Here is a 19,109-nt window from a genome sequence, read left to right on the forward strand (position 1 = left end):
TTCGCGCGCTGTCCACTGCCGAGGTGATGATCGCCTGGCGGGAACCGCCTCGTGTTCGAAGCGGTTCCCGCCCGAGCGACACGGTTTGCGAGTATCCCGAAGTTACGCCAGCCCGCCGATGTGGAAGCTCTTCATTTCGAGATATTCCTCAATGCCGCATTGCGCGCCCTCGCGGCCGAGGCCGGATTGCTTGACGCCGCCGAAGGGCGCGACTTCGGTGGAGATGGCGCCGGTGTTGAGACCGATCATGCCGAATTCCAGCGCTTCACCGACACGCCAGGAGCGCTTCAGGCTTTCCGTGTAGAAATAGGCGGCAAGTCCGAAGGGCGTGCCGTTCGCAATAGCGATCGCCTCCTCCTCGGTCTCGAAGCGGAAGAGGGGCGCGACCGGGCCGAAGGTCTCTTCGCTGGCGAGCAGCATCTCGGTGGTCGCTCCTGTGAGCACGATCGGGGCCGTGTATTGCTTGCCCTCCGGCACAGATTTGCTGCGAGCCGCGAGCTTCGCGCCTCTGGCCAACGCATCCTCGACATGGCGCTCGATCTTCTCGATCGCCGCCGCGTTGATCATCGGGCCGATGGCGACGCCCGGCTCGGTTCCCGGTCCGACCTTCATCGCGTTGACGCGGGCGGCGAGCTTCTCGGCGAAGGCGTCATAGACGCCCGATTGCACCAGGATGCGGTTGGCGCAGACGCAGGTTTGGCCGCCGTTGCGGAATTTTGAGGCGATCGCGCCTTCGACCGCAAGGTCGAGATCGGCGTCGTCGAAGACGATGAAAGGGGCGTTGCCGCCAAGCTCGAGGGAGAGCCGCTTGACGCTATCGGCGGCGCCGCGCATCAGAAGCGAACCGACGCGCGTCGAGCCGGTGAAGGAGATCTTGCGGACCGTCTCGTTCGCCATGAACTCGTTGCCGATCTTGGTCGGCATGCCGGTGACGATGTTGATCACGCCGGCCGGAATGCCGGCGCGCTCGGCCAGCACACCGAGCGCAAGCGCCGAGAACGGCGTGAATTCCGAGGGCTTGATGACGACGGTGCAGCCGGCGGCGAGCGCCGGGGCGACCTTGCGGGTGATCATCGCGTTCGGGAAGTTCCAGGGCGTGACGATGGCGCAGACGCCGACTGCTTCCTTCAAGACGACGATGCGCCGGTCCGCCGTTGGCGAGGGGATGGTATGGCCGCCGATGCGGCGGGCCTCCTCGGCGAACCATTTGACGAAGGCGGCGCCATAGCGGATCTCGCCACGCGCTTCGTCGAGCGGCTTTCCCTGCTCCAGGGTGAGGAGCAGCGCCAGATCCTCGAGATTTTCGATCATCAGCGCGTGCCAGCGTTCGAGCAGCGCGGCCCGCTCGGCATGCGTCTTCTTTTTCCACGCTCCGAAGGCGGCAGCGGCAGCCTCGATTGCAGCCCGCGTCTCATCCGTCCCCATGTCCGGAACCGTGCCGAGGACGTCCTGAGACGCGGGGTCGATGACCTCGACGACCTCACCGAAGGCTGCGTCGACCCATGCGCCGTCGATCAGGCCGGCCTGGCGGAAAAGCTCCTTGTCGTTCAACTTCAGCATGTCGTTCCCCTTGATTAGTCGAGCGCGGCAAGAACCGCGGCTGTGATGGTTTCCGTTCTGTCCTTGCCGGGCACCGTGCCGATCCCGGCGGAGGTGGCGGAGGCGATCGCCGCCATGACTGCCTCCGCCGCGGCCGCCTCGCCGACATGATCGAGCATCATCGCCGCCGACCAGATCGCCGCGATCGGGTTGGCGATGCCGAGATGGGCGATATCCGGCGCCGATCCGTGCACCGGCTCGAACATCGAAGGGGCGCTGCGATCGGGATTGATGTTGGCTGAGGCGGCAAAGCCGAGGCCGCCCTGAATGGCGGCGCCAAGGTCGGTGAGGATGTCTCCGAAGAGATTGGAGGCGACGACGACGTCGAGGCTTTCCGGCGCCATGACCATGCGCGCGGCCATCGCGTCGATGTGGTAGCTGGTGACCGTCACGTCCGGATATTCCGTGGCCAGACGCTCGGTGATCTCGTCCCAGAAGACCATCGAATATTTCTGCGCGTTGGACTTCGTCACCGAGGCGAGCTTGCAGCGGCGGGCACGGGCCTGTTCGAAGCCGAAACGGAGGATGCGTTCGACACCGGTTCGGGTGAAGATCGATGTCTCGACCGCGACCTCGTCCGTCGTGCCCTGATGCACGCGGCCGCCGGCACCGGAATATTCACCCTCGGTGTTCTCGCGGATGCAGAGGATGTCGAAGCTGCGGGCCTTCAAGGGGCCCTCGACGCCGGGCAGCAGCCGGTGCGGACGGATATTGGCGTATTGCACGAAGGCCTTGCGGATCGGCAGCAGCAGGCCGTGCAGAGACACGGAATCCGGAACCTCCGCGGGCCAGCCGACCGCGCCGAGCAGGATGGCGTCGAAACCGCGCAGCGTCTCGATGCCGTCGGCCGGCATCATCGCCCCGGTTTCCTTGTAATAGGCGCAGGACCAGGGAAAGGCCGTGGCCTTCAGCTCGAAGCCCGACCGGGCGGAGACCTTCTCCAGTACCTCCCAGGCGGCCGCCGCCACGTCCTTGCCGATGCCGTCCCCGGGGATCAATGCGATTGAATAGCTCTTCATCGTAGTTCCCTCAGAGATTGATCAGCACGCTCTTGCTGCGGCGGTTGGCGAGATAGGCTTCGCGGCCGAGATCCTTGCCGATGCCGGAGCTCTTGTAGCCACCGGTCGGCAGGATGTGGTCGCGCGAGCGGCCGTATCGGTTGACCCAGACGGTGCCCGCCTCGAGCCGGCGGGTCACGCGGACAGCGCGCGACAGGTCGCGGGTGAAGACGCCGGCGGCAAGCCCGTAGGTCGGGTGGTCGGCGAGCGCCAGGGCCTCTTCTTCCTCGTCGAAGGTCTGCAGCGTCAGCACCGGACCGAAGATCTCCTCGGTCACGGCGGGAGAGGACTGGTCGACCCCGGCGATCAGCGTCGGCGCATAGAAGTAGCCCTCCCGCTCAAGTTGCCGGCCGCCGAGCAGGCATTCGCCGCCGGTCGCCGCGGCTCTCCGCACGATCGCATCGATCCGGCCGATCTGGCGCTCGGAGATAATCGGCGAATATTGGCTTGCCGCGTCCCAGGTCGGTCCGGGCTGGATCGCCGACATGTGCCCGACGATCGCCGCGGTCAGCCGCTCGGCGATCTTCCGGTCGGCGATCAGCCGCGAACCGGCGACGCAGGCCTGGCCGGCATTGGCGGTGATGTTGCGGGCGATCGCCTGCGCCGCGCGGTCGAGATCCGCATCGGCGAAGACGAGCTGCGGGCTTTTTCCGCCGAGCTCGAGCGTCATCGGCTTGATGCCGGTGCGCGCGATGTTTTCCATGATCGCCGCTCCGGCCGCGGTCGAGCCGGTGAAGCTCACCTTGGCAATGCCGGGATGCCCGGTAATGGCATTGCCGGTCGTCGGCCCGTCGCCGAGCACGACATTGACGAGACCGGCCGGAAGGCCGGCGCGCACCGAAAGCTCGGCGAGATAGAGCGTCGAGAAGGGCGTCATCTCGGACGGCTTCAAGACGACCGCATTGCCGGCGGCGAGCGCCGGCCCGAGCTTCCAGCCGGCCATCGACACCGGGAAGTTCCAGGGTGTGATTGCGCCGACGACGCCATAGGGCTCGGTCATGATCATGCCGAGATTGTCGTCGTCCGTCGGCACCAGATCGCCGCCTTCCTTGTCGGCGAATTCGGCGAAGAAGCGGATCTGCTCGGCGGTGACGGCGATATCGCCGTCGACGAGATGACCGACGGGACGGGTAGAGGCGACCGCCTCAAGGCGCGCCAGCGTCGCCGCTTCCGCCTCGATGAGGTCGGCCCAGCGCGAAAGAGCGCGGGTCCTTTCGCGCGGACGCAGGCCCGACCAGCCGCTTTCCTTGAGTGCCCGCGTCGCGCTCGCGACCGCCTGATCGACCATGTCTTCCCCGGCGACGGGGCACTCGGCATAGGCCACCCCATCGGAAGGACGATGCATGGCGAGCCCGCCGGCCGTGGGCACGTAGCGACCGCCAATGAAATGGCCTTTGGGGAGTTCGACCGTATCGGGGTTGAAACTGAGGGTCATGGCTGCTCCTTGCCTTCCGAGCAAGATTAGCGGCGCTTTACCGGCAGTTTCAGTCGACTGCGCCAATAGCGATGATCGAATGCGCTGTTTGACGGGGGCGTTTCAGCGCAATCTTCGGCCGTTCAATTGGCCCGAGGCAAGCGAGGAACGGCTTTGCGAACGCGGGGAAGGACGGATGTCACTGGTTGCCATGATGGCCTGCATCGGGGTGCGTGGCTGAAAGGACGGAGAACAGGGAGGCGGTCTGCATCGCCACGTTCCGATCCGCCCGGCGGGGAACAACAGAAGATCAGGTGTGAGGTCAACGGCCGTCGTTTCGCCTTTTCAGCTCGGCGACAAGTCGTCGCCCGAAATCAGCAGGCAGGGTAAAGACGTCGGAGATGGCGAAGACGGCGAGGGCGCAGAAAAGACGGCGGTCGAAACCAAGGGTCTCGTAGGATTCCTCGGCAAGATGCCGGTGGATTCGGTCGAGGTCGAGGACGACCACGGTCGGCGCTGAGCCAGTAGCCGTCCCGCTGGACCTCGTAGACCGGGAGATCCTGAAGCGCTGCCACTAGCCGACGGTCAAATAGATTTTCCGAACGGTTTCGATCGTCCGCCAGACGCCCTTGAAGCCGGGCTTCATCACGAAGCTGTCGCCGGCGCGATAGGTGACGGGAGCCGCACCGCCTTCTTCCGTCAGTTCGACGACGCCTTCGATGATATGGCAGAACTCGAATGTTTCACCCTTGATCGAGCGGGTCTCGCCCGGCGTTGCTTCCCAGACGCCGGTATTGATCTTGCCGTCGCCGGCGACGTCCTGTGCCCAGGTCTTGAAGGACGGATTGCCGGAAATCAGTCGTTCGGGGGTCGGCGTCGACCGCTTCGGCTCGAACTGCGGGTTGGTTTCGATTTTCTTCAGAAGAGACATGGCTTTCCTTTCGGCGTTGCTGTGAGTTCAATAGCCGCGGTCGCGGTCGACGGGGCCGACGAGCTCGAGGCCGGCCTCGTGGCGCCGGATATTGGCGACGACGGTTTTTGCCGCGGTTTCCGGCTGGGTGACGCTGGCGATATGCGGAGTGATGATCACCTTCGGATGGCGCCAGAGCGGGTGCTCCGCCGACAGCGGCTCCGGATCGGTGACGTCGAGCACTGCGCCGGCGAGCTGGCCGCTCTCAAGTGCTGCAACAAGCGCGTCGGTATCGAGCTGTGGCCCGCCCGGCATGAACAAGACCGGCGCCCAGCGGGAGTTTAGAAAACAGCGACGCGTCGAGGATGCCGTGTGTCTCGGCGGTGAGCGGCAGCAGGCAGATCAGGATGTCCTGCTTGGGGAGAAAGTCGGCAAGACCGCTTTCGCCGTGGTAGCAGGTGACGCCCGGGACCTCGTGCGGCGAGCGGCTCCAGCCGGCAAGCGGGAAGCCGAAGGGACCGAGCCGGTCCAGCGCCGCCCGGCCGAGATTGCCGAGGCCCATGACGCCGACCCGGCGCTCCGCCGCCTGGTGGACGGGACGCCCGCGCCATTCGCCGGCACGTTGCTGGTTGAGATAACCGGGAAGGTCGCGATGCAGCGCGAGGACGGCGAGTGTCACATATTCCTGCATCATCCGGGTGATGCCGTCCTCGATCATCCGGACGAGCTTGACCCTTTTCGGCAGGCGGTCGAGCGCGAACTGGTCGACGCCGGCGCCGATCGAGAACAGCACTTCGAGATTGACATAGCGTTCGAGGTCCGGCGGTGCGGTCCAAGTCAGCAGGTAGCGGACCGCAGCAGGATCGATGCTGCCGGCATCCGTGAAGAAAGAAAGCGAGGGTAGCTCGCGGGCGAATCGAAGATCTTCGCCCGTACGGCATCCGAGTTGAATAGAAAGGCCATGGTCGTCCCCTTTTCTTTTCATGCATCATTGCCGTGTTGCCCCGGCAGAATGCTCCGAAGCAGGCAGGCTCGACGGCATTTGGCACCGATTTGATGGGTGGCTTCGACTTGCCGGTTGACCGGGTTCACGCGCCTAGCCTTCGGCCAAGCGCCTCGATCATTGTTCGGCAGGCGGCGAGTTCGCCGATCTCGATATATTCGTCCGCCTTGTGGGCTCGTGCGATGTCACCCGGACCGCAGATGATCGCGTCGATACCGGCCGCCTGATAAAGGCCCGCTTCCGTGCCGTAGCTGACGGCGGCAAGCGGCTCCTTACCGGTGAGATCGTGCAGCAGCGCGGCAAGCGGCGCATCTTCCCTGAGCGACAACGCCGGATACGAGCTCAAGCTTTCCCAGCGGGCCTTGAAGCCGCGGCCGGCCAGGCTTTGGAGCTTCGCCTCAATGCCTGAGAGGAGCCCGGCGGGATCGACCCCCGCCACGGCGCGGGCTTCCAGTTCGATCGTACAGCGGTCGGGAATGATGTTCACCGCCTGCCCGCCGGCAATGGTGCCGACCTGGAGCGACGAATAGGGCGGCTCGAAATTGCCGTCGAACGGACCTGCCATCAAAGCCGCGGCGGAACGGACCGCCTCGCCAACGATCTCCGCCATGGCGTGGATGGCGTTGAGGCCGAGGTCCGGCCGTGAGGAATGGCCGGCCCGGCCGACGATCTCGATGCGCGCGGCGGCCTTGCCCTTGTGGGCGCGGATCGCACGCAGGCCGCTCGGCTCGCCGACGATACAGCCTTCGGGCTTGGCGCAGAGATCCGGAAGCCGGGAAATCAGGTGCGGGACGCCGCGGCAGCCGGCTTCCTCGTCATAGGAGAAGGCGAGGTGTAGCGGCTGGGAGAGCGGCAGGGAGGCGATCGCCGGCAGAGCCGCGAGGGCGCAGGCGAGAAACCCCTTCATGTCGCTGGTTCCGCGGCCATAGAGCCGTTCACCCTCGTGCCTGAGCGTGAAGGGATCGCTGTTCCATGTCGGCTCGGCAGCCGGCACCACGTCCATGTGTCCCGACAGGATGATGCCCGGCCGGTCGACGGGGCCGAGGCTGGCGAAGAGGTTGGAGCGATCGCCTTCCGGACCCGGCAGCACGCTCACCTTGGCGCCGAGCTCTGCAAGGTAGCTGCGGATCCAGTCGACTATCTCGTGGTTCGCCGTTCCGACCACCGACGGAAAGGATATCAGCCGGGCGAGGATTTCTTCTGTCTTCATTCTTGCCTCACAGCATGCCGGGTTGGCCGGGGTCGAGGTGGCGTCGCATCAGGATAGGTCCAGAGCGGGCAAATGCCTGCCGAATGATTTGCGGCTTCGGTGGAAAGTGCTGAACTGGGAAAGATCTGAAGCGTTTTGTGTTGCGGGCAAGCGGCTACAACTGAAGCGGTACATTCGGCTTCCGCGGCCCGAGTACGAACCGTAGCGCGGATGGCGTGCTGGTGCCTCCTAGGGGCAAGAAAATGGAAAGAGCCGATTCGATAAAGTTGGATTCCTTCGAATTGAGTATCGGTGGCATCGCCGATGCCGATCTCGACGCGCTCCATGCCCTGTCCATGTCCGTCGGCTGGCCGCATCGAGCCGAGGATTGGCAGCTCGCGCGCGAGCTCGGTCACGGGATCGTGGCACGTGATGCGATCGGGCGCGTGCTCGGCTCGGCCATGTGGTTCGATCATGCACCCGATTTCACCACCTTCGGCTTGGTCATCACCTTGCCGCGCTTGCAGATGCTCGGCGCCGGTACCTGGTTGATGAATCATCTGCTGGCGCAAACCGGCTCGCGGGCGATCGGCCTCAACGCGACCCGCTCCGCTCGGCGGCTCTATAAGTCGCTCGGTTTTGCTCCGGAACGAACCGTCTATCAGTGCCAGGGCGATGCGATTGCAACGCCGCAGGGCACTCTTCCGTCGGGAGCGGCGCTGCGTTCGCTGACGCGGGACGATCTTGACGAGATCGCGGCTCTCGACCGCGCCGCCTATAGCGCCGACCGCACCTCAGTTTTGGCCCGCCTCGTCGAGCTCTCGAAAGGCATGGCGCTTGTCCGTGGCGATCGCATCGCCGCCTACTCGCTGTGCCGGCGCTTCGGGCGCGGCCACTTGATCGGCCCGGTGGTGGCGGCAAGCGACGATGATGCGATTGCGGTGACGAGGCCGCATGTGGCCGACCACGCCGGGGCCTTTCTGCGCATCGACACCCGGCAGAAGAGCGGTTCGTTCGCAGAGTTCGTCGCGCAATGCGGCCTTCCGGTCTACGACACCGTTACCAGCATGTCGCTCCGGCGGCCTTGGCTGATCGACGAAGCGGGCGGCGAGAAGCCGATAATCTATGGCTTGGCCAGCCACGCCCTGGGATAGGGGACGGCCTTACCGCCGCCCAACCCAAGAAACGGGTTGAATTCGCAGCCTGGCCGCACGATTTTCATGGAAACTCCAGAATCGTGGGAGGCTGTGGCTATGGGCCAGACAGCGCACCAATATCTGATCTTCGAAACGGCCGCCGGCTTCTGCGGCATTGCCTGGAGCGTGCGAGGTATCACACGCTTTCAACTGCCGACCAAAAGCGCGGAGGCGACCGAGCGGCTTCTGCTCAGGCGTCTGCCCGAGGCGGTACCACACGAGCCCACGCCGGCAGTCGTGGAAGCCGTTGCCGAGGTGAAACGCTATTTCGAGGGCAAGGAGACGGATTTTTCCGGGCTCGCGCTCGATCTCGAAGAAGAGGACGCTCTGTTCAAGCAGATCTATGCAGCGACGCGAAAAATTCCCTGGGGGCGCACGACGACCTATGGCGCGCTCGCCAAGGAGGTCGGTGCCGGCCCGGAAGCGGCGCGCGATGTCGGCCAGGCGATGGCGAAAAACCCGGTCGCGCTGATCATACCGTGCCACCGCGTGCTGGCGGCCGGCGGCAAGGTCGGCGGTTTTTCGGCACCGGGCGGCGCCACCACGAAGCTGCGCATGCTCGAATTGGAAGGCGTCCACATCGGCCGGCCGGAGCCGGCACAGCAATCCCTGGGATTTTGAACAAGGGTTGCGATGGAACCCAGGCCGAAGGAGGGAGCAATGCAGACGTTAGAGGCGCGGTTGGGTTCCGCTCGCCAGAGCGATCGGGCGTGGTCCGTCGAGCGAAGGAAGATTCTCGACTGGCTGGTGATGGAGACGCGCGAAGAACGCTTCATCGACAACATCTTCGTGGAGCTCTGCCGGAGATTGTCGGAGGCCGGGTTGCCGCTTGCCCGTGCGACCCTGCATTTCAGGATTCATCATCCGCAATGGATCGGCGCCCGCATCCTGTGGCGGAAAGGGTTGTCGGAGGCGGAGATCGACACCTATGAATATGGCGTCGAAGACAGCACGCAATATCTGAACAGCCCCTTGCACGAGTTCAACGAAGGGGCCGACGAGGTGCGCCGGCATCTGGACGACCCGACGGCCGGGGGTCCAAACTATCCCCTCTACGACGAGCTCAGAGCCGAGGGGCTCACCGATTACATGATCTGGCCGCTATACCACACACTGGGCAAGCGCCACGCGATCACCTTTGCCAGCGACCGGCCGGGCGGCTTCGACGCCGAGGATATCGCCTTCCTGGCGGACATCCTGCCGCCGCTGTCGCTCGTCAGCGAAATCCGGTTGAAAAACCGTATGGCGCGCACGCTTCTCGAAACCTATGTCGGCCCGCATGCCAGCGAACAGATTTTGGCCGGGGCGACGACGCGCGGCAGCGGCGTGACGGTCGGCGCGGCGATCCTGATCTGCGACCTGCGCGATTTCACGAGATTGTCGGATCTCTGGCCGCGCGACGACGTTATAGAGCTTCTGAACGACTATTTCGACGCGATGTCCGAGCCGATCGAACGGCATGGCGGAGAGATATTGAAATTCATGGGCGACGGGCTGCTGGCGATCTTTCCCCTTACCGATCCTTGCGCCTGCAGCCAACTTCTTGCCGCCATCGACGAGGCGCAGGCGGCGCTTTCCAGGCTCAACGCGGCCAATCTAAAAAAGGGTCACGATCCGCTCGGCTACGGCATCGGCGTCCATGTCGGCGACGTGATGTACGGCAATATCGGTTCGCGCAAGCGCCTCGATTTCACAGTCATCGGTCCGGCCGTCAACATCGCCTCTCGGCTCGAGAGCCTGACCAAGGAGCTCAAGCGCCCCGTTCTGCTTTCAAGAGCCTTTGTCGAAAGGGCAGGATGCGCCGGAGAACTTGAAAGTCTCGGCTCCTATGCCTTGAGAGGACTGGACGAACCGGTCGATGTGTTTGCCCTCTTGGGTGCCAAGTAGGTCTGGAACACTATCCTGGAAATGACTCGCGTTCCCCGCGGCTTGAGCGTTAACTGAATCGCTCTCACGCAGGAGGTGAGCCATGACCATGTATCTCACGCGCTTCAGCTACACGCCCGAAACATGGGCGCGCATGATTCAAAACCCCGAGGATCGCCGCGAGGCAGCTCGGACCTATATCGAGGCCGTCGGCGGCAAGCTTCACGGTTTCTGGTACGCGTTTGGCGAGCATGACGGTTGGACGCTTTGGGAGGCGCCGGACAGTGTCTCGATGGCCGCTGTCGCGATTGCGATCGGCGCGGGAGGCGCGCTGAGCTCCATTGAGACCACCGTACTTCTCAGCGTCGATGAGACCATTGATGCTTTGGCAAAGGCAAAGCAGGTGCGGTATCGCCCACCGGCAACGTAGCTGTCCCTGCTGTTCCACATTGAGCGAGATGCTTGAGCTGTCGGTCAGCTTGGTTCGTGCAGGACCACGCGATTTCGGCCGGCCTGCTTGGCAAGATAAAGTGCAGCATCGGCCTGGTTCTGAAGCTGTTCCGGTGAAACGATCGTCTCATCCGGCGGCTGGGTCGCCACTCCGATGCTCAAGGTGACGCAAGGCGAAACGCGGGAATCCGGGTTCGGAAGGGAGGCGGCTTCGACACTCTTGCGAATCCGTTCGGCGAGAAGGACCGCCTCGCTCTCGTCGACGCCCGGAAGCACGATCAGGAACTCCTCGCCGCCGTAACGGGCGACATGATCGCGATCGCTTTGCACGCTGCTTTCAATAATACCCGCAACCTTCACGAGGCAACGATCGCCCTCCGCATGGCCGAGGCGATCGTTGAGCTTCTTGAACTCATCGATATCGCACATCAGCATGGAGCAGCCGCGGCTATCCAGGCCTGCGCTCCAGAACCGGTTGAGCGTTTCCATCATCCAGCGCCGGTTGGCGATCCCCGTCAGCGGATCGGTTCTGGCGAGACGTTCCAGCCGAGCATTCGCATCGGCCAGTTCTGCCACACGGCTGCGGTCTCTGAGCTCGAGAAGAAACCCCTTCTGCGCCAGGATCGTCATGGTGCGCCGCGCAACGACAGTGGCGACGATGCCGCTGGCAAAAAACAACGTCGCAGCCACGGCGCTTCCGGTCTCCAGGCTGGGGTTCAGCAACTGGAAAACCAGGTAGAGGCTAAGCGCCAGGGCGGCGACGGTAACGGTCCAAGCCAACGGAACGCTGAAGATGATAATGGCGGTGATCGCCACAAAGAGCATGATGGTCAGGTGGCGTTCGTAAAACTCGCCACCCGCGCCGACGCCCACCAGCGCGACCGAGAGGAGGATGAAAAACAGGCCCGCGATGATCGAGCCTCCCTGGATCGAGGTCGCTCGCGGTTTTCGCCAGACGAAGGCTGTGGCGAGAGCGGCTGGCGGCAGGATGCAGGCGGGCGCGAGCATCGACAGGACGATCGCCTTCGGGAGGAGGATGGCGTTGAGGCCCAGGGTCAGGACATCCAACAGGGCCACCCAAATCATCCAGGCACGAATAACCTTGGCGGTTCGCGGCCAGGAGCGCTCCTGGAACAGGCGACGAAGCTCGCCCTTGAGGCGGATGTCACGCGTTCGGCCCGCGAGAAGGCGGGCAACCTCGGCCATGACCGCAGGATCCTGTGCCTGAAGCTGCATCTGTGCGGACGGATCAAGCCTACGCGCCGAGACTGCACTATCCTCAATGTCCATGCCTGCCCATGTAGGGGAGCGTCTCCCCCAGGCAAGTAAAGGCAAAGCGGGCTATTTGAATATGTTCCGTCGTTTCGCGGTGACCCGGCCGCCGACGCAAATGATACGTTCCATACAGCGCCGCGCGTCCTATCAGGCGCTCAAAGGTCGCTGCAGTACTTGGAATTGCCGCATGTCTTTGTCCTTAAATCGAGATCGATTGAACGAGACATGCAGTAGTCGAACAGGTCTGCGTCAACGGGAGAGACGCATGGTTGCATCCGTGCCGCAGGAGGCGGTCGGGCGTGTTCTGATCGCGGAACGCAATCCGCTCGTCATTGCTGCCCTCCGTGGATTGTTTTCCGAGAATGCCCGCTTTTTCATCGCCGACACCGCGAGCACATCGGCCGAGCTTTACGAGAAGCTTGCCATCGCCGAAGTGGATTGCGTGCTGCTTTCCTGGCAGCTCGACGATGCCGAGGCACCCGAGGTGCTCGCCGATCTCGGCCGGCTCGGACTCGATCCGAGGATCGTTCTATTCGCCGATACTCGTGATCCGGCCGTCGTCAACGAGACGATCAGGCTGGGTGTGAACGGGCTTTGCTATCAGTTCGAGGATCCGGAAATCCTGTTCGCGACGCTCACCGCCGTGATGAAGGGCCGGATCTGCATTCCCTATACGGTGCTCTCCAAAATCTCCAACACGCCCTTTCAGCAGCTCACCTCTCGCGAGAGCGAATTGCTCGGCATGCTGGCCAATGGCTGGACCAATATCCAGATCGCCGCGCGAACCGGCATCTCCGAGAATACCGTGAAATACCACCTCAAAAACCTTTACGACAAGCTCGAGGTGCGCAATCGCGCCATGGCCGTAGCACTCTACACAAAAGAACGCCGGCGCAACCCGGAGTAACTACCTGCGGGTAGTCTTCGCCTACCCATCTCCTCGAAGTGACCACCCGCAAGGACCGCGCTCGCGCTGCCCGTCCGGCATTCTTTTCTGCCTGAGCGAGTGTTGTGCAGACTTTCCCTGAAAGGCAGCTTCGGTTCCGAGGAAACGCCGTCCGCGGACGCAGCCATTGGAGGAACGATGTCAGGCTACAATCATCTCTTCATCCCAGGCCCCACCAACATTCCCGAGCAGGTCCGCCAGGCGATGAACCTGCCGATGGAGGACATGCGGTCCCCTCGCTATCCGGAGCTCACGCTGCCGCTCTTCGCCGACATCAAGAGAGTGTTCAAGAACCAGAGCGGCCGCGTTTTCATCTATCCATCGTCCGGCACCGGCGCCTGGGAAGCGGCGATGACCAACGTGCTCTCCCCCGGCGACAGGGTGCTGATGAGCCGTTTCGGCCAGTTCTCGCATCTCTGGGTCGACATGGCCGAACGCCTCGGTTTCGAGGTCGATTGCCTCGACCGGGAGTGGGGCACGGGCGTGCCGGTCGAGCTCTATGCCGACCGGCTCGCCGCCGACAAGGCCCACACGATCAAAGCCGTCTTCGTGACCCATAACGAAACCGCGACCGGCGTCACCTCGGATGTCGCCGCCGTGCGCGCCGCGCTCGACGCCTGCGGCCACCCGGCGCTGCTCTTCGTCGATGGCGTCTCGTCGATCGGCTCGATCGACTTTCGCCAGGACGAATGGGGCGTCGACTGCGCCGTGTCCGGTTCGCAGAAGGGGTTCATGATGCCTGCTGGCCTCGGTTTCCTCTCTGTCAGCCAGAAGGCGCTCGAGGCCGCCAGGACCGCGCGTCACATGCGCTGCTACTTCTCCTTCGAGGACATGATCAAGACCAACGACACCGGCTACTTTCCGTATACGCCGCCGACGCAGCTGCTGCACGGCCTCAGAGCGGCGCTCGACCTGATCTTCGAAGAAGGCCTGGAGACTATCTTCGCCCGCCATCATCATCTCGCCAATGGCGTCCGCGCCGCGGTCTCCGCCTGGGGGCTCAAGCTCTGCGCGACCGAACCGAAATGGCATTCCGACACCGTTTCGGCAATCCGTCTGCCGGAAGGAATCGATGGTGTCGAGGTCATCCGCCACGCCTACCAAACCTATAACACCTCGCTCGGCAGCGGGCTCGGCAAGGTGGCAGGCAAGGTCTTCCGCATCGGCCATCTCGGCTCGCTGAACGAGGTCATGGTTCTGGGCGCGCTTTCCGCCGCCGAACTGACGCTGCTCGACTGCGGCCTGAAGATCGAGCCGGGTGCGGGTGTGGGTGCGGCGATCAGCCAGTTCCGTTCCGCCGCGACCGCGTCGTCCGCCAAGGCCGCCTGAAAACCGGGAGGAGAGGAAATCATGAGCCACACGATAAACCATCTCCGCCGGTTGCGGCTGCAGCGCAGCGAACTCGCCGTTCCGGGCTCGAACCCCGAAATGATCGGGAAGGCCGCAAATTCCGACGCCGACTACATCTTCCTCGACATCGAGGATGCCGTCGCCCCGCCGGACAAGGAGCGGGCCCGCGCCAATATCGTCGCAGCGCTGAACGAGATCGACTGGCGCGGCCGTGGCAAGACCATCTCGGTGCGCATCAACGGGCTGGACACGCACTACATGTACCGCGACGTCGTCGACCTCATGGAGCAGGCCGGCGACAGGATCGACACGCTGCTGGTGCCGAAGGTCGGCGTGCCCGCCGACCTCTACATGGTCGAGGCGATGGTCAACCAGATCGAGATCGCCAAGGGCTACAAGACCCGTGTCGGTCTCGAGGCCCTGATCGAGACGGCTCTCGGCATGGCCAATGTCGAGGCCATCGCCTCCTTTGGCGGCCGGCTGGAAGCCCTACATTTCGGCGTTGCCGACTATGCCGCCAGCCTCAAGGCCCGCACGGTCAATATCGGCGGTCTCAATCCCGACTACCCGGGAGACCAGTGGCACTTCGGCCTGTCGCGGATGACCGTTGCTTGCCGCGCCTATGGCCTGCGCGCCATCGACGGTCCCTTCGGCGATTTCTCCGATCCGGAAGGCTACAAGGCCGCGGCCCGCCGTGCCGCTGCGCTTGGCATCGAGGGCAAGTGGGCCATCCATCCAAGCCAGATCGCGCTTGCCAACGAGATCTTTTCCCCTCCCGAGAAGGAGGTCGAGCGCGCCCGCCGCATCATCGATGCGCTGAAGGTCGCCGAGAGCGAGGGCAAAGGTGCAGCCTCGCTCGACGGAAAGATGATCGATGCCGCTTCCGAGCGCATGGCGCGCAACGTGCTCGCCACCCATGAAGCCATCACGGCCGGCCGCTGAGAGGAGGAAGCCATGGATATCCACGAATACCAGGCCAAGGAACTTCTCTCCCGCTATCATATCCACATTCCGCGGGGCGGGCTGGCCTACAGTCCCGAACAGGCTGCCTATCGCGCAAGCGAGATCGGCGGCGACCGCTGGGTCGTCAAGGCGCAAATCCATTCCGGGGCGCGCGGCAAGGCCGGCGGTATCAAGCTCTGCTCGTCCGACCACGAGATCGTCGCGGCTGCCGATGCCATGCTCGGTGCCAAGCTGGTGACGCACCAGACCGGAGCGCAGGGCAAGCTGGTCAGCCGCCTCTACGTCGAGGAGGCGATGGATATCGAGCGCGAGATCTATCTCGGCTTCGTCCTCGACCGGAAATCCGAGCGCATCATGATCGTCGCCTCGTCCTCGGGCGGCATGGAGATCGAGGAGATCGCCGAGGCGGAGCCCGATTCCATCATCCGCGCCACCGTCGATCCGGGCGTCGGCATGCAGGATTTCCAGGCCCGCGAGATTGCCTTCGGGCTCGGCATCGACAATGCCCTGATCGGCCGCGCCACGCAGACGCTCATGGGCTGCTATCGCGCCTTCGTCGACTATGATGCCGCGATGCTTGAGATCAATCCGCTGGTCGTGACCCGCCGCGGTGATCTCGTGGCGCTCGACGCCAAGATGAGCTTCGACGAGAACGCGCTGTTCCGCCGGCCGCATATCGCCGAAATGCGCGACAAGAGCCAGGAAGATCCGCGCGAGACCTACGCGTCCGACCGCGGCCTCTCCTATGTCGGTCTCGACGGCAATATCGGCTGCATCATCAACGGCGCGGGGCTGGCCATGGCGACCATGGACATGATCAAGATTGCCGGCGGCGAGCCCGCGAATTTTCTCGACATCGGAGGCGGGGCCTCGCCCGACCGCGTTGCGAAATCCTTCCGCGCCGTGCTGCACGACAAGAACGTTGAAACGATCCTCGTCAACATCTTCGCCGGCATCAACCGCTGCGATTGGGTGGCGGAGGGCGTGATCAAGGCGCTGAAGGAAGTCGGTGTCCCGGTTCCGCTCGTCGTGCGCCTTTCCGGCACCAACATGGAAGAGGGCCGGCGCATCCTCGCCGAGTCCGGCGAGGACATCATCGTCGCGGAAACGCTGGCCGAGGCTGCCGAGAAGGCGGTCGCCGCCTGGCGTTCCTACACCGCCAACAAAGCTGCTTGAGGGAGGCCTACGCCATGTCCATTCTCCTCGACAAGAACACGCGCGTCATCGTGCAGGGCTTCACCGGTAAAATCGGCAGCTTCCATGCCGAAGACATGAAGCGTTACGGCACCAACGTGGTCGGCGGCGTCACGCCCGGCAAGGGCGGGCAGACGCATCTCGGCATGCCGGTCTTCAACACGGTGAAAGGCGCCGTCCAGGAAACCGGCGCCGATGCCTCGATCGTCTTCGTGCCGCCGCCCTTTGCCGCCGACTCGATCATGGAGGCGGCGGATGCCGGCATCCGGCTCTGCGTCTGCATCACCGACGGCATTCCCTCCCAGGACATGATCAGGGTCAAGCGATACATGAGGCGCTATCGCTTTGAGGATCGCATGACCCTGATCGGGCCGAACTGCGCCGGCATGATCACGCCTGGCGAGGCGATGATGGGGATCATGCCGGGCTCGATCTACCTGCCCGGCCGCATCGGCATTGTCGGCCGCTCGGGGACGCTCGGCTACGAGGCGGCGAGCCAGATGAAGGCCCTCGGCATCGGTGTGTCGACATCGGTCGGCATTGGCGGCGACCCGGTCAACGGCTCGTCCTTCAAGGACATGCTGGAGTTGTTCGAACAGGATTCGGAAACGGACGCCGTGCTGATGATCGGCGAGATCGGCGGCCCGCAGGAGGCGGAGGCCGCTCTGTGGGCGCGCGACCAGATGAAGAAGCCGCTGATCGCCTATATCGCAGGGCTTTCGGCGCCGAAAGGCCGGCGCATGGGTCATGCGGGCGCGATCATCTCCGCCTTCGGGGAATCGGCGCAGGAAAAGGTCGAGATCCTGAAGGGGGCGGGTGTCACGATCGTGCCGACTCCGTCCTCCTTCGGCGAGAGCGTCGCCGACGTGTTGTCGGCGATGAACAAGGCAGCCTGAGCGGCAAGGCCGCCCGTTGAGTGCGGGCGTGCTCGCCCCAGACAACAACAAGAAGACACGATCCGCCCGGCGGATCGCACGAGTGGGAACAGGCTGCTCGGAAGAAGGCGGGCAGCCCCGGTTAACTAGGAGGAGCAACCAATGCAAGGATCAAGACCTCAGGTCGATCCGGCCGTCTTCTGGCCGTCGATCACCATCATTTTGGGATTTGTCGGTTGGGGGACGGTGTTCCCCGACAGCCTGTCCTCGGTCTCGAAAGTGGTCCTCAACACGGTCATCGACGATTTCGGGTGGGGCTTCGTCGTCTCGTCAGCGGGCTTCCTGATTTTCGCGCTTTTTCTTGCCGTCAGCCGCCTGGGCAAGATCCGGCTCGGACAGGACGACGAGCGGCCGGAATTCCGCACCGCATCCTGGATCTGCATGATGTTCAGCGTCGGCATGGGCATCGGCCTGATGTTCTGGGGCGTTGCAGAACCGATCTTTCATTTTTCAAGCCCGCCGCACGGGCAGGCGGAGCCGAAGAGCCTCGAGGCGGCGCTTCTCGCCATGAAGTACTCCTATTTCCACTGGGCGCTTCACCCCTGGGCCATCTATGCCGTGGTCGGCCTGACGATCGCCTATTTCACGTTCCGCAAGGGCAAGTCGAACCTGATTTCGTCTGCCTTCACGCCGCTTCTCGGCAAGGCCGCAAGCGGGCCGATCGGCAAGGCAATCGACGTGCTGGCGATCATCGCGACGCTGTTCGGCACGGCCACTTCGCTCGGCCTCGGTGCCCAGCAGATCAACAGCGGCATGGACTTCCTATGGGGGACCGGGACTTCCAACGCGATCGCGCTGTCCATCATCGGCGTCATGTCGGTGCTGTTCATCCTCTCGGCGGTGTCGGGCGTGGGCAAGGGCATCCAGTTCCTCTCCAACATGAATATGATCATCGCGATGCTGCTGTTGATATTCCTGCTCTGCATCGGTCCGACGATCTTCATCTTCAACACCTTCACGGAATCGCTCGGCTTCTATCTGAGTGACCTCGTAACCATGTCGTTCCGCACTGCGGCCTTCAGCGACGGCAAGTGGCTCGGCAGCTGGACGATCTTCTATTGGGCATGGTGGGTTTCCTGGGCGCCCTTCGTCGGCGTGTTCATCGCCCGCATCTCGCGTGGCCGCACGATCCGCGAATTCGTGATCGGCGTTCTGCTGATCCCGAGCGGCGTCACCTTCGTCTGGTTCACGATCATGGGTGGAACCGCGCTGCATTCCGAGCTCTTCGGCGCCGGCGGCATCGTCGACGCGGTCAACAACCAGGGTGCCGCAGTCTCGCTCTTTGCTTTGCTGGCGCAATATCCCTTTGCCTGGCTGACGTCCCTGGTCGCCATTTTCCTGGTTGCGATCTTCTTCATCTCCGGCGCCGATGCAGGCGCGGTGGTGATGGGAATGCTCTCGTCGAACGGCGCGCTCGAGCCGCCCCCGAGTGTCGTCGTGCTTTGGGGCGTGCTGGCGGGCGCCTCGGCCTCGGTCCTGCTCATGATGGGCGGATTGCAGGGTTTGCAGACGGCCTCGATCATCGCGGCGGCCCCGTTCCTGATCGTCATGGTCGGGCTCTGCATCTCGCTGTGGCACTCGCTCCTCGACGAACTGGAAGAGGGGCGGTCGCCGGGGAGGGTGCCGACTGCCGCTACCGCTGGCGAAGCCGCCGCACTTGCGCCTGAAGCCGCACAATAACGATGCTGATAATCTTAAGAGCGGCCGATCTTCTGATCGGCCGCTCTTAAGAAAAGCATGCGTTCGATCGTATCCAGCGTC

General features: G+C 63.9%; 17 protein-coding genes and 1 pseudogene. 11 read left to right on the top strand and 7 right to left on the bottom strand.

What is annotated here, in order from left to right; all coding sequences use genetic code 11:
* Positions 1 to 102 precede the first annotated feature (102 nt).
* Genes CO664_RS10385 through CO664_RS10395 form a run of 3 tightly spaced genes read right to left on the bottom strand, consistent with a single transcriptional unit; the run spans position 103 to position 4,092 of the window.
* Positions 103 to 1,560 carry an NAD-dependent succinate-semialdehyde dehydrogenase gene (locus CO664_RS10385; RefSeq protein ID WP_176536551.1) on the bottom strand — a complete coding sequence of 486 codons (1,458 nt, stop codon included), beginning with the start codon at positions 1,558 to 1,560 and terminating at the stop codon, positions 103 to 105.
* A 14-nt stretch (positions 1,561 to 1,574) separates the two neighbouring features.
* Positions 1,575 to 2,618, bottom strand: a complete 1,044-nt coding sequence (locus CO664_RS10390) for a tartrate dehydrogenase (protein WP_097538692.1) — start codon at positions 2,616 to 2,618, stop codon at positions 1,575 to 1,577.
* Between the two features lie 10 nt (positions 2,619 to 2,628).
* Positions 2,629 to 4,092 (bottom strand): aldehyde dehydrogenase family protein, encoded by a 1,464-nt coding sequence (locus tag CO664_RS10395; RefSeq protein ID WP_097538693.1) that lies wholly within the window; start codon positions 4,090 to 4,092, stop codon positions 2,629 to 2,631.
* Between the two features lie 295 nt (positions 4,093 to 4,387).
* Between CO664_RS10395 and CO664_RS10400 the strand changes: the two genes are divergently transcribed.
* Positions 4,388 to 4,591, top strand: a complete 204-nt coding sequence (locus CO664_RS10400; RefSeq protein ID WP_097538694.1) for a hypothetical protein — start codon at positions 4,388 to 4,390, stop codon at positions 4,589 to 4,591.
* A gap of 54 nt (positions 4,592 to 4,645) precedes the next feature.
* On the opposite strand, the gene CO664_RS10405 is transcribed toward CO664_RS10400, so the two are convergent.
* From CO664_RS10405 to argE, 3 genes and pseudogenes are all read right to left on the bottom strand, one after another.
* Positions 4,646 to 5,002 carry a cupin domain-containing protein gene (locus CO664_RS10405; RefSeq protein ID WP_097524426.1) on the bottom strand — a complete coding sequence of 119 codons (357 nt, stop codon included), beginning with the start codon at positions 5,000 to 5,002 and terminating at the stop codon, positions 4,646 to 4,648.
* Positions 5,003 to 5,029: 27 nt separating this feature from the next.
* Positions 5,030 to 5,944: pseudogene (locus CO664_RS10410) on the bottom strand (glyoxylate/hydroxypyruvate reductase A).
* Between the two features lie 125 nt (positions 5,945 to 6,069).
* Entirely contained in the window at positions 6,070 to 7,194 is a 1,125-nt protein-coding gene (gene argE / locus CO664_RS10415; RefSeq protein ID WP_097538695.1) for an acetylornithine deacetylase, read from the bottom strand.
* Between the two features lie 242 nt (positions 7,195 to 7,436).
* Here argE and CO664_RS10420 point away from each other — a divergent pair, with 242 nt between their 5' ends.
* From CO664_RS10420 to CO664_RS10435, 4 genes are all read left to right on the top strand, one after another.
* Positions 7,437 to 8,327 carry a GNAT family N-acetyltransferase gene (locus CO664_RS10420; RefSeq protein ID WP_097538696.1) on the top strand — a complete coding sequence of 297 codons (891 nt, stop codon included), beginning with the start codon at positions 7,437 to 7,439 and terminating at the stop codon, positions 8,325 to 8,327.
* Between the two features lie 99 nt (positions 8,328 to 8,426).
* On the top strand, positions 8,427 to 8,990 hold the full coding sequence (locus tag CO664_RS10425; protein ID WP_097538697.1) for a methylated-DNA--[protein]-cysteine S-methyltransferase: 564 nt from the start codon (positions 8,427 to 8,429) through the stop codon (positions 8,988 to 8,990).
* 129 nt (positions 8,991 to 9,119) lie between these two features.
* Complete coding sequence (locus CO664_RS10430) at positions 9,120 to 10,256, top strand: adenylate/guanylate cyclase domain-containing protein (RefSeq protein ID WP_234820263.1); 1,137 nt, start codon at positions 9,120 to 9,122, stop codon at positions 10,254 to 10,256.
* Between the two features lie 82 nt (positions 10,257 to 10,338).
* Positions 10,339 to 10,665: a GYD domain-containing protein gene (locus CO664_RS10435; RefSeq protein ID WP_176536552.1), complete on the top strand. Its 327-nt coding sequence runs from the start codon at positions 10,339 to 10,341 to the stop codon at positions 10,663 to 10,665.
* A gap of 44 nt (positions 10,666 to 10,709) precedes the next feature.
* On the opposite strand, the gene CO664_RS10440 is transcribed toward CO664_RS10435, so the two are convergent.
* Positions 10,710 to 11,975, bottom strand: a complete 1,266-nt coding sequence (locus tag CO664_RS10440; protein WP_097538699.1) for a GGDEF domain-containing protein — start codon at positions 11,973 to 11,975, stop codon at positions 10,710 to 10,712.
* A 250-nt stretch (positions 11,976 to 12,225) separates the two neighbouring features.
* On the opposite strand from CO664_RS10440, the gene CO664_RS10445 reads away from it, so the two are divergent.
* The 6 genes from CO664_RS10445 (at position 12,226) to CO664_RS10470 (ending at position 19,028) form a co-directional block, all read left to right on the top strand.
* On the top strand, positions 12,226 to 12,867 hold the full coding sequence (locus CO664_RS10445) for a response regulator transcription factor (protein WP_097524431.1): 642 nt from the start codon (positions 12,226 to 12,228) through the stop codon (positions 12,865 to 12,867).
* A 177-nt stretch (positions 12,868 to 13,044) separates the two neighbouring features.
* Positions 13,045 to 14,235, top strand: coding sequence for an aminotransferase class V-fold PLP-dependent enzyme (locus CO664_RS10450; protein ID WP_097524432.1), 1,191 nt, complete (start codon positions 13,045 to 13,047; stop codon positions 14,233 to 14,235).
* Positions 14,236 to 14,256: 21 nt separating this feature from the next.
* The gene (locus CO664_RS10455; RefSeq protein WP_037384074.1) at positions 14,257 to 15,198 is read left to right on the top strand and encodes a CoA ester lyase; all 942 of its coding nucleotides are present in this window, start codon (positions 14,257 to 14,259) and stop codon (positions 15,196 to 15,198) included.
* A 12-nt stretch (positions 15,199 to 15,210) separates the two neighbouring features.
* Positions 15,211 to 16,395: a malate--CoA ligase subunit beta gene (locus CO664_RS10460; protein ID WP_097524434.1), complete on the top strand. Its 1,185-nt coding sequence runs from the start codon at positions 15,211 to 15,213 to the stop codon at positions 16,393 to 16,395.
* A 14-nt stretch (positions 16,396 to 16,409) separates the two neighbouring features.
* A complete protein-coding gene (gene sucD, locus CO664_RS10465; protein ID WP_037416412.1) occupies positions 16,410 to 17,309 on the top strand; it encodes a succinate--CoA ligase subunit alpha in 900 nt (299 codons plus the stop codon).
* A gap of 141 nt (positions 17,310 to 17,450) precedes the next feature.
* On the top strand, positions 17,451 to 19,028 hold the full coding sequence (locus tag CO664_RS10470; protein WP_097538700.1) for a BCCT family transporter: 1,578 nt from the start codon (positions 17,451 to 17,453) through the stop codon (positions 19,026 to 19,028).
* Positions 19,029 to 19,109 lie beyond the last annotated feature (81 nt).

Source organism: Sinorhizobium sp. NG07B (assembly GCF_002532005.1).
In the GTDB taxonomy this organism is placed as follows: domain Bacteria; phylum Pseudomonadota; class Alphaproteobacteria; order Rhizobiales; family Rhizobiaceae; genus Sinorhizobium; species Sinorhizobium fredii_C.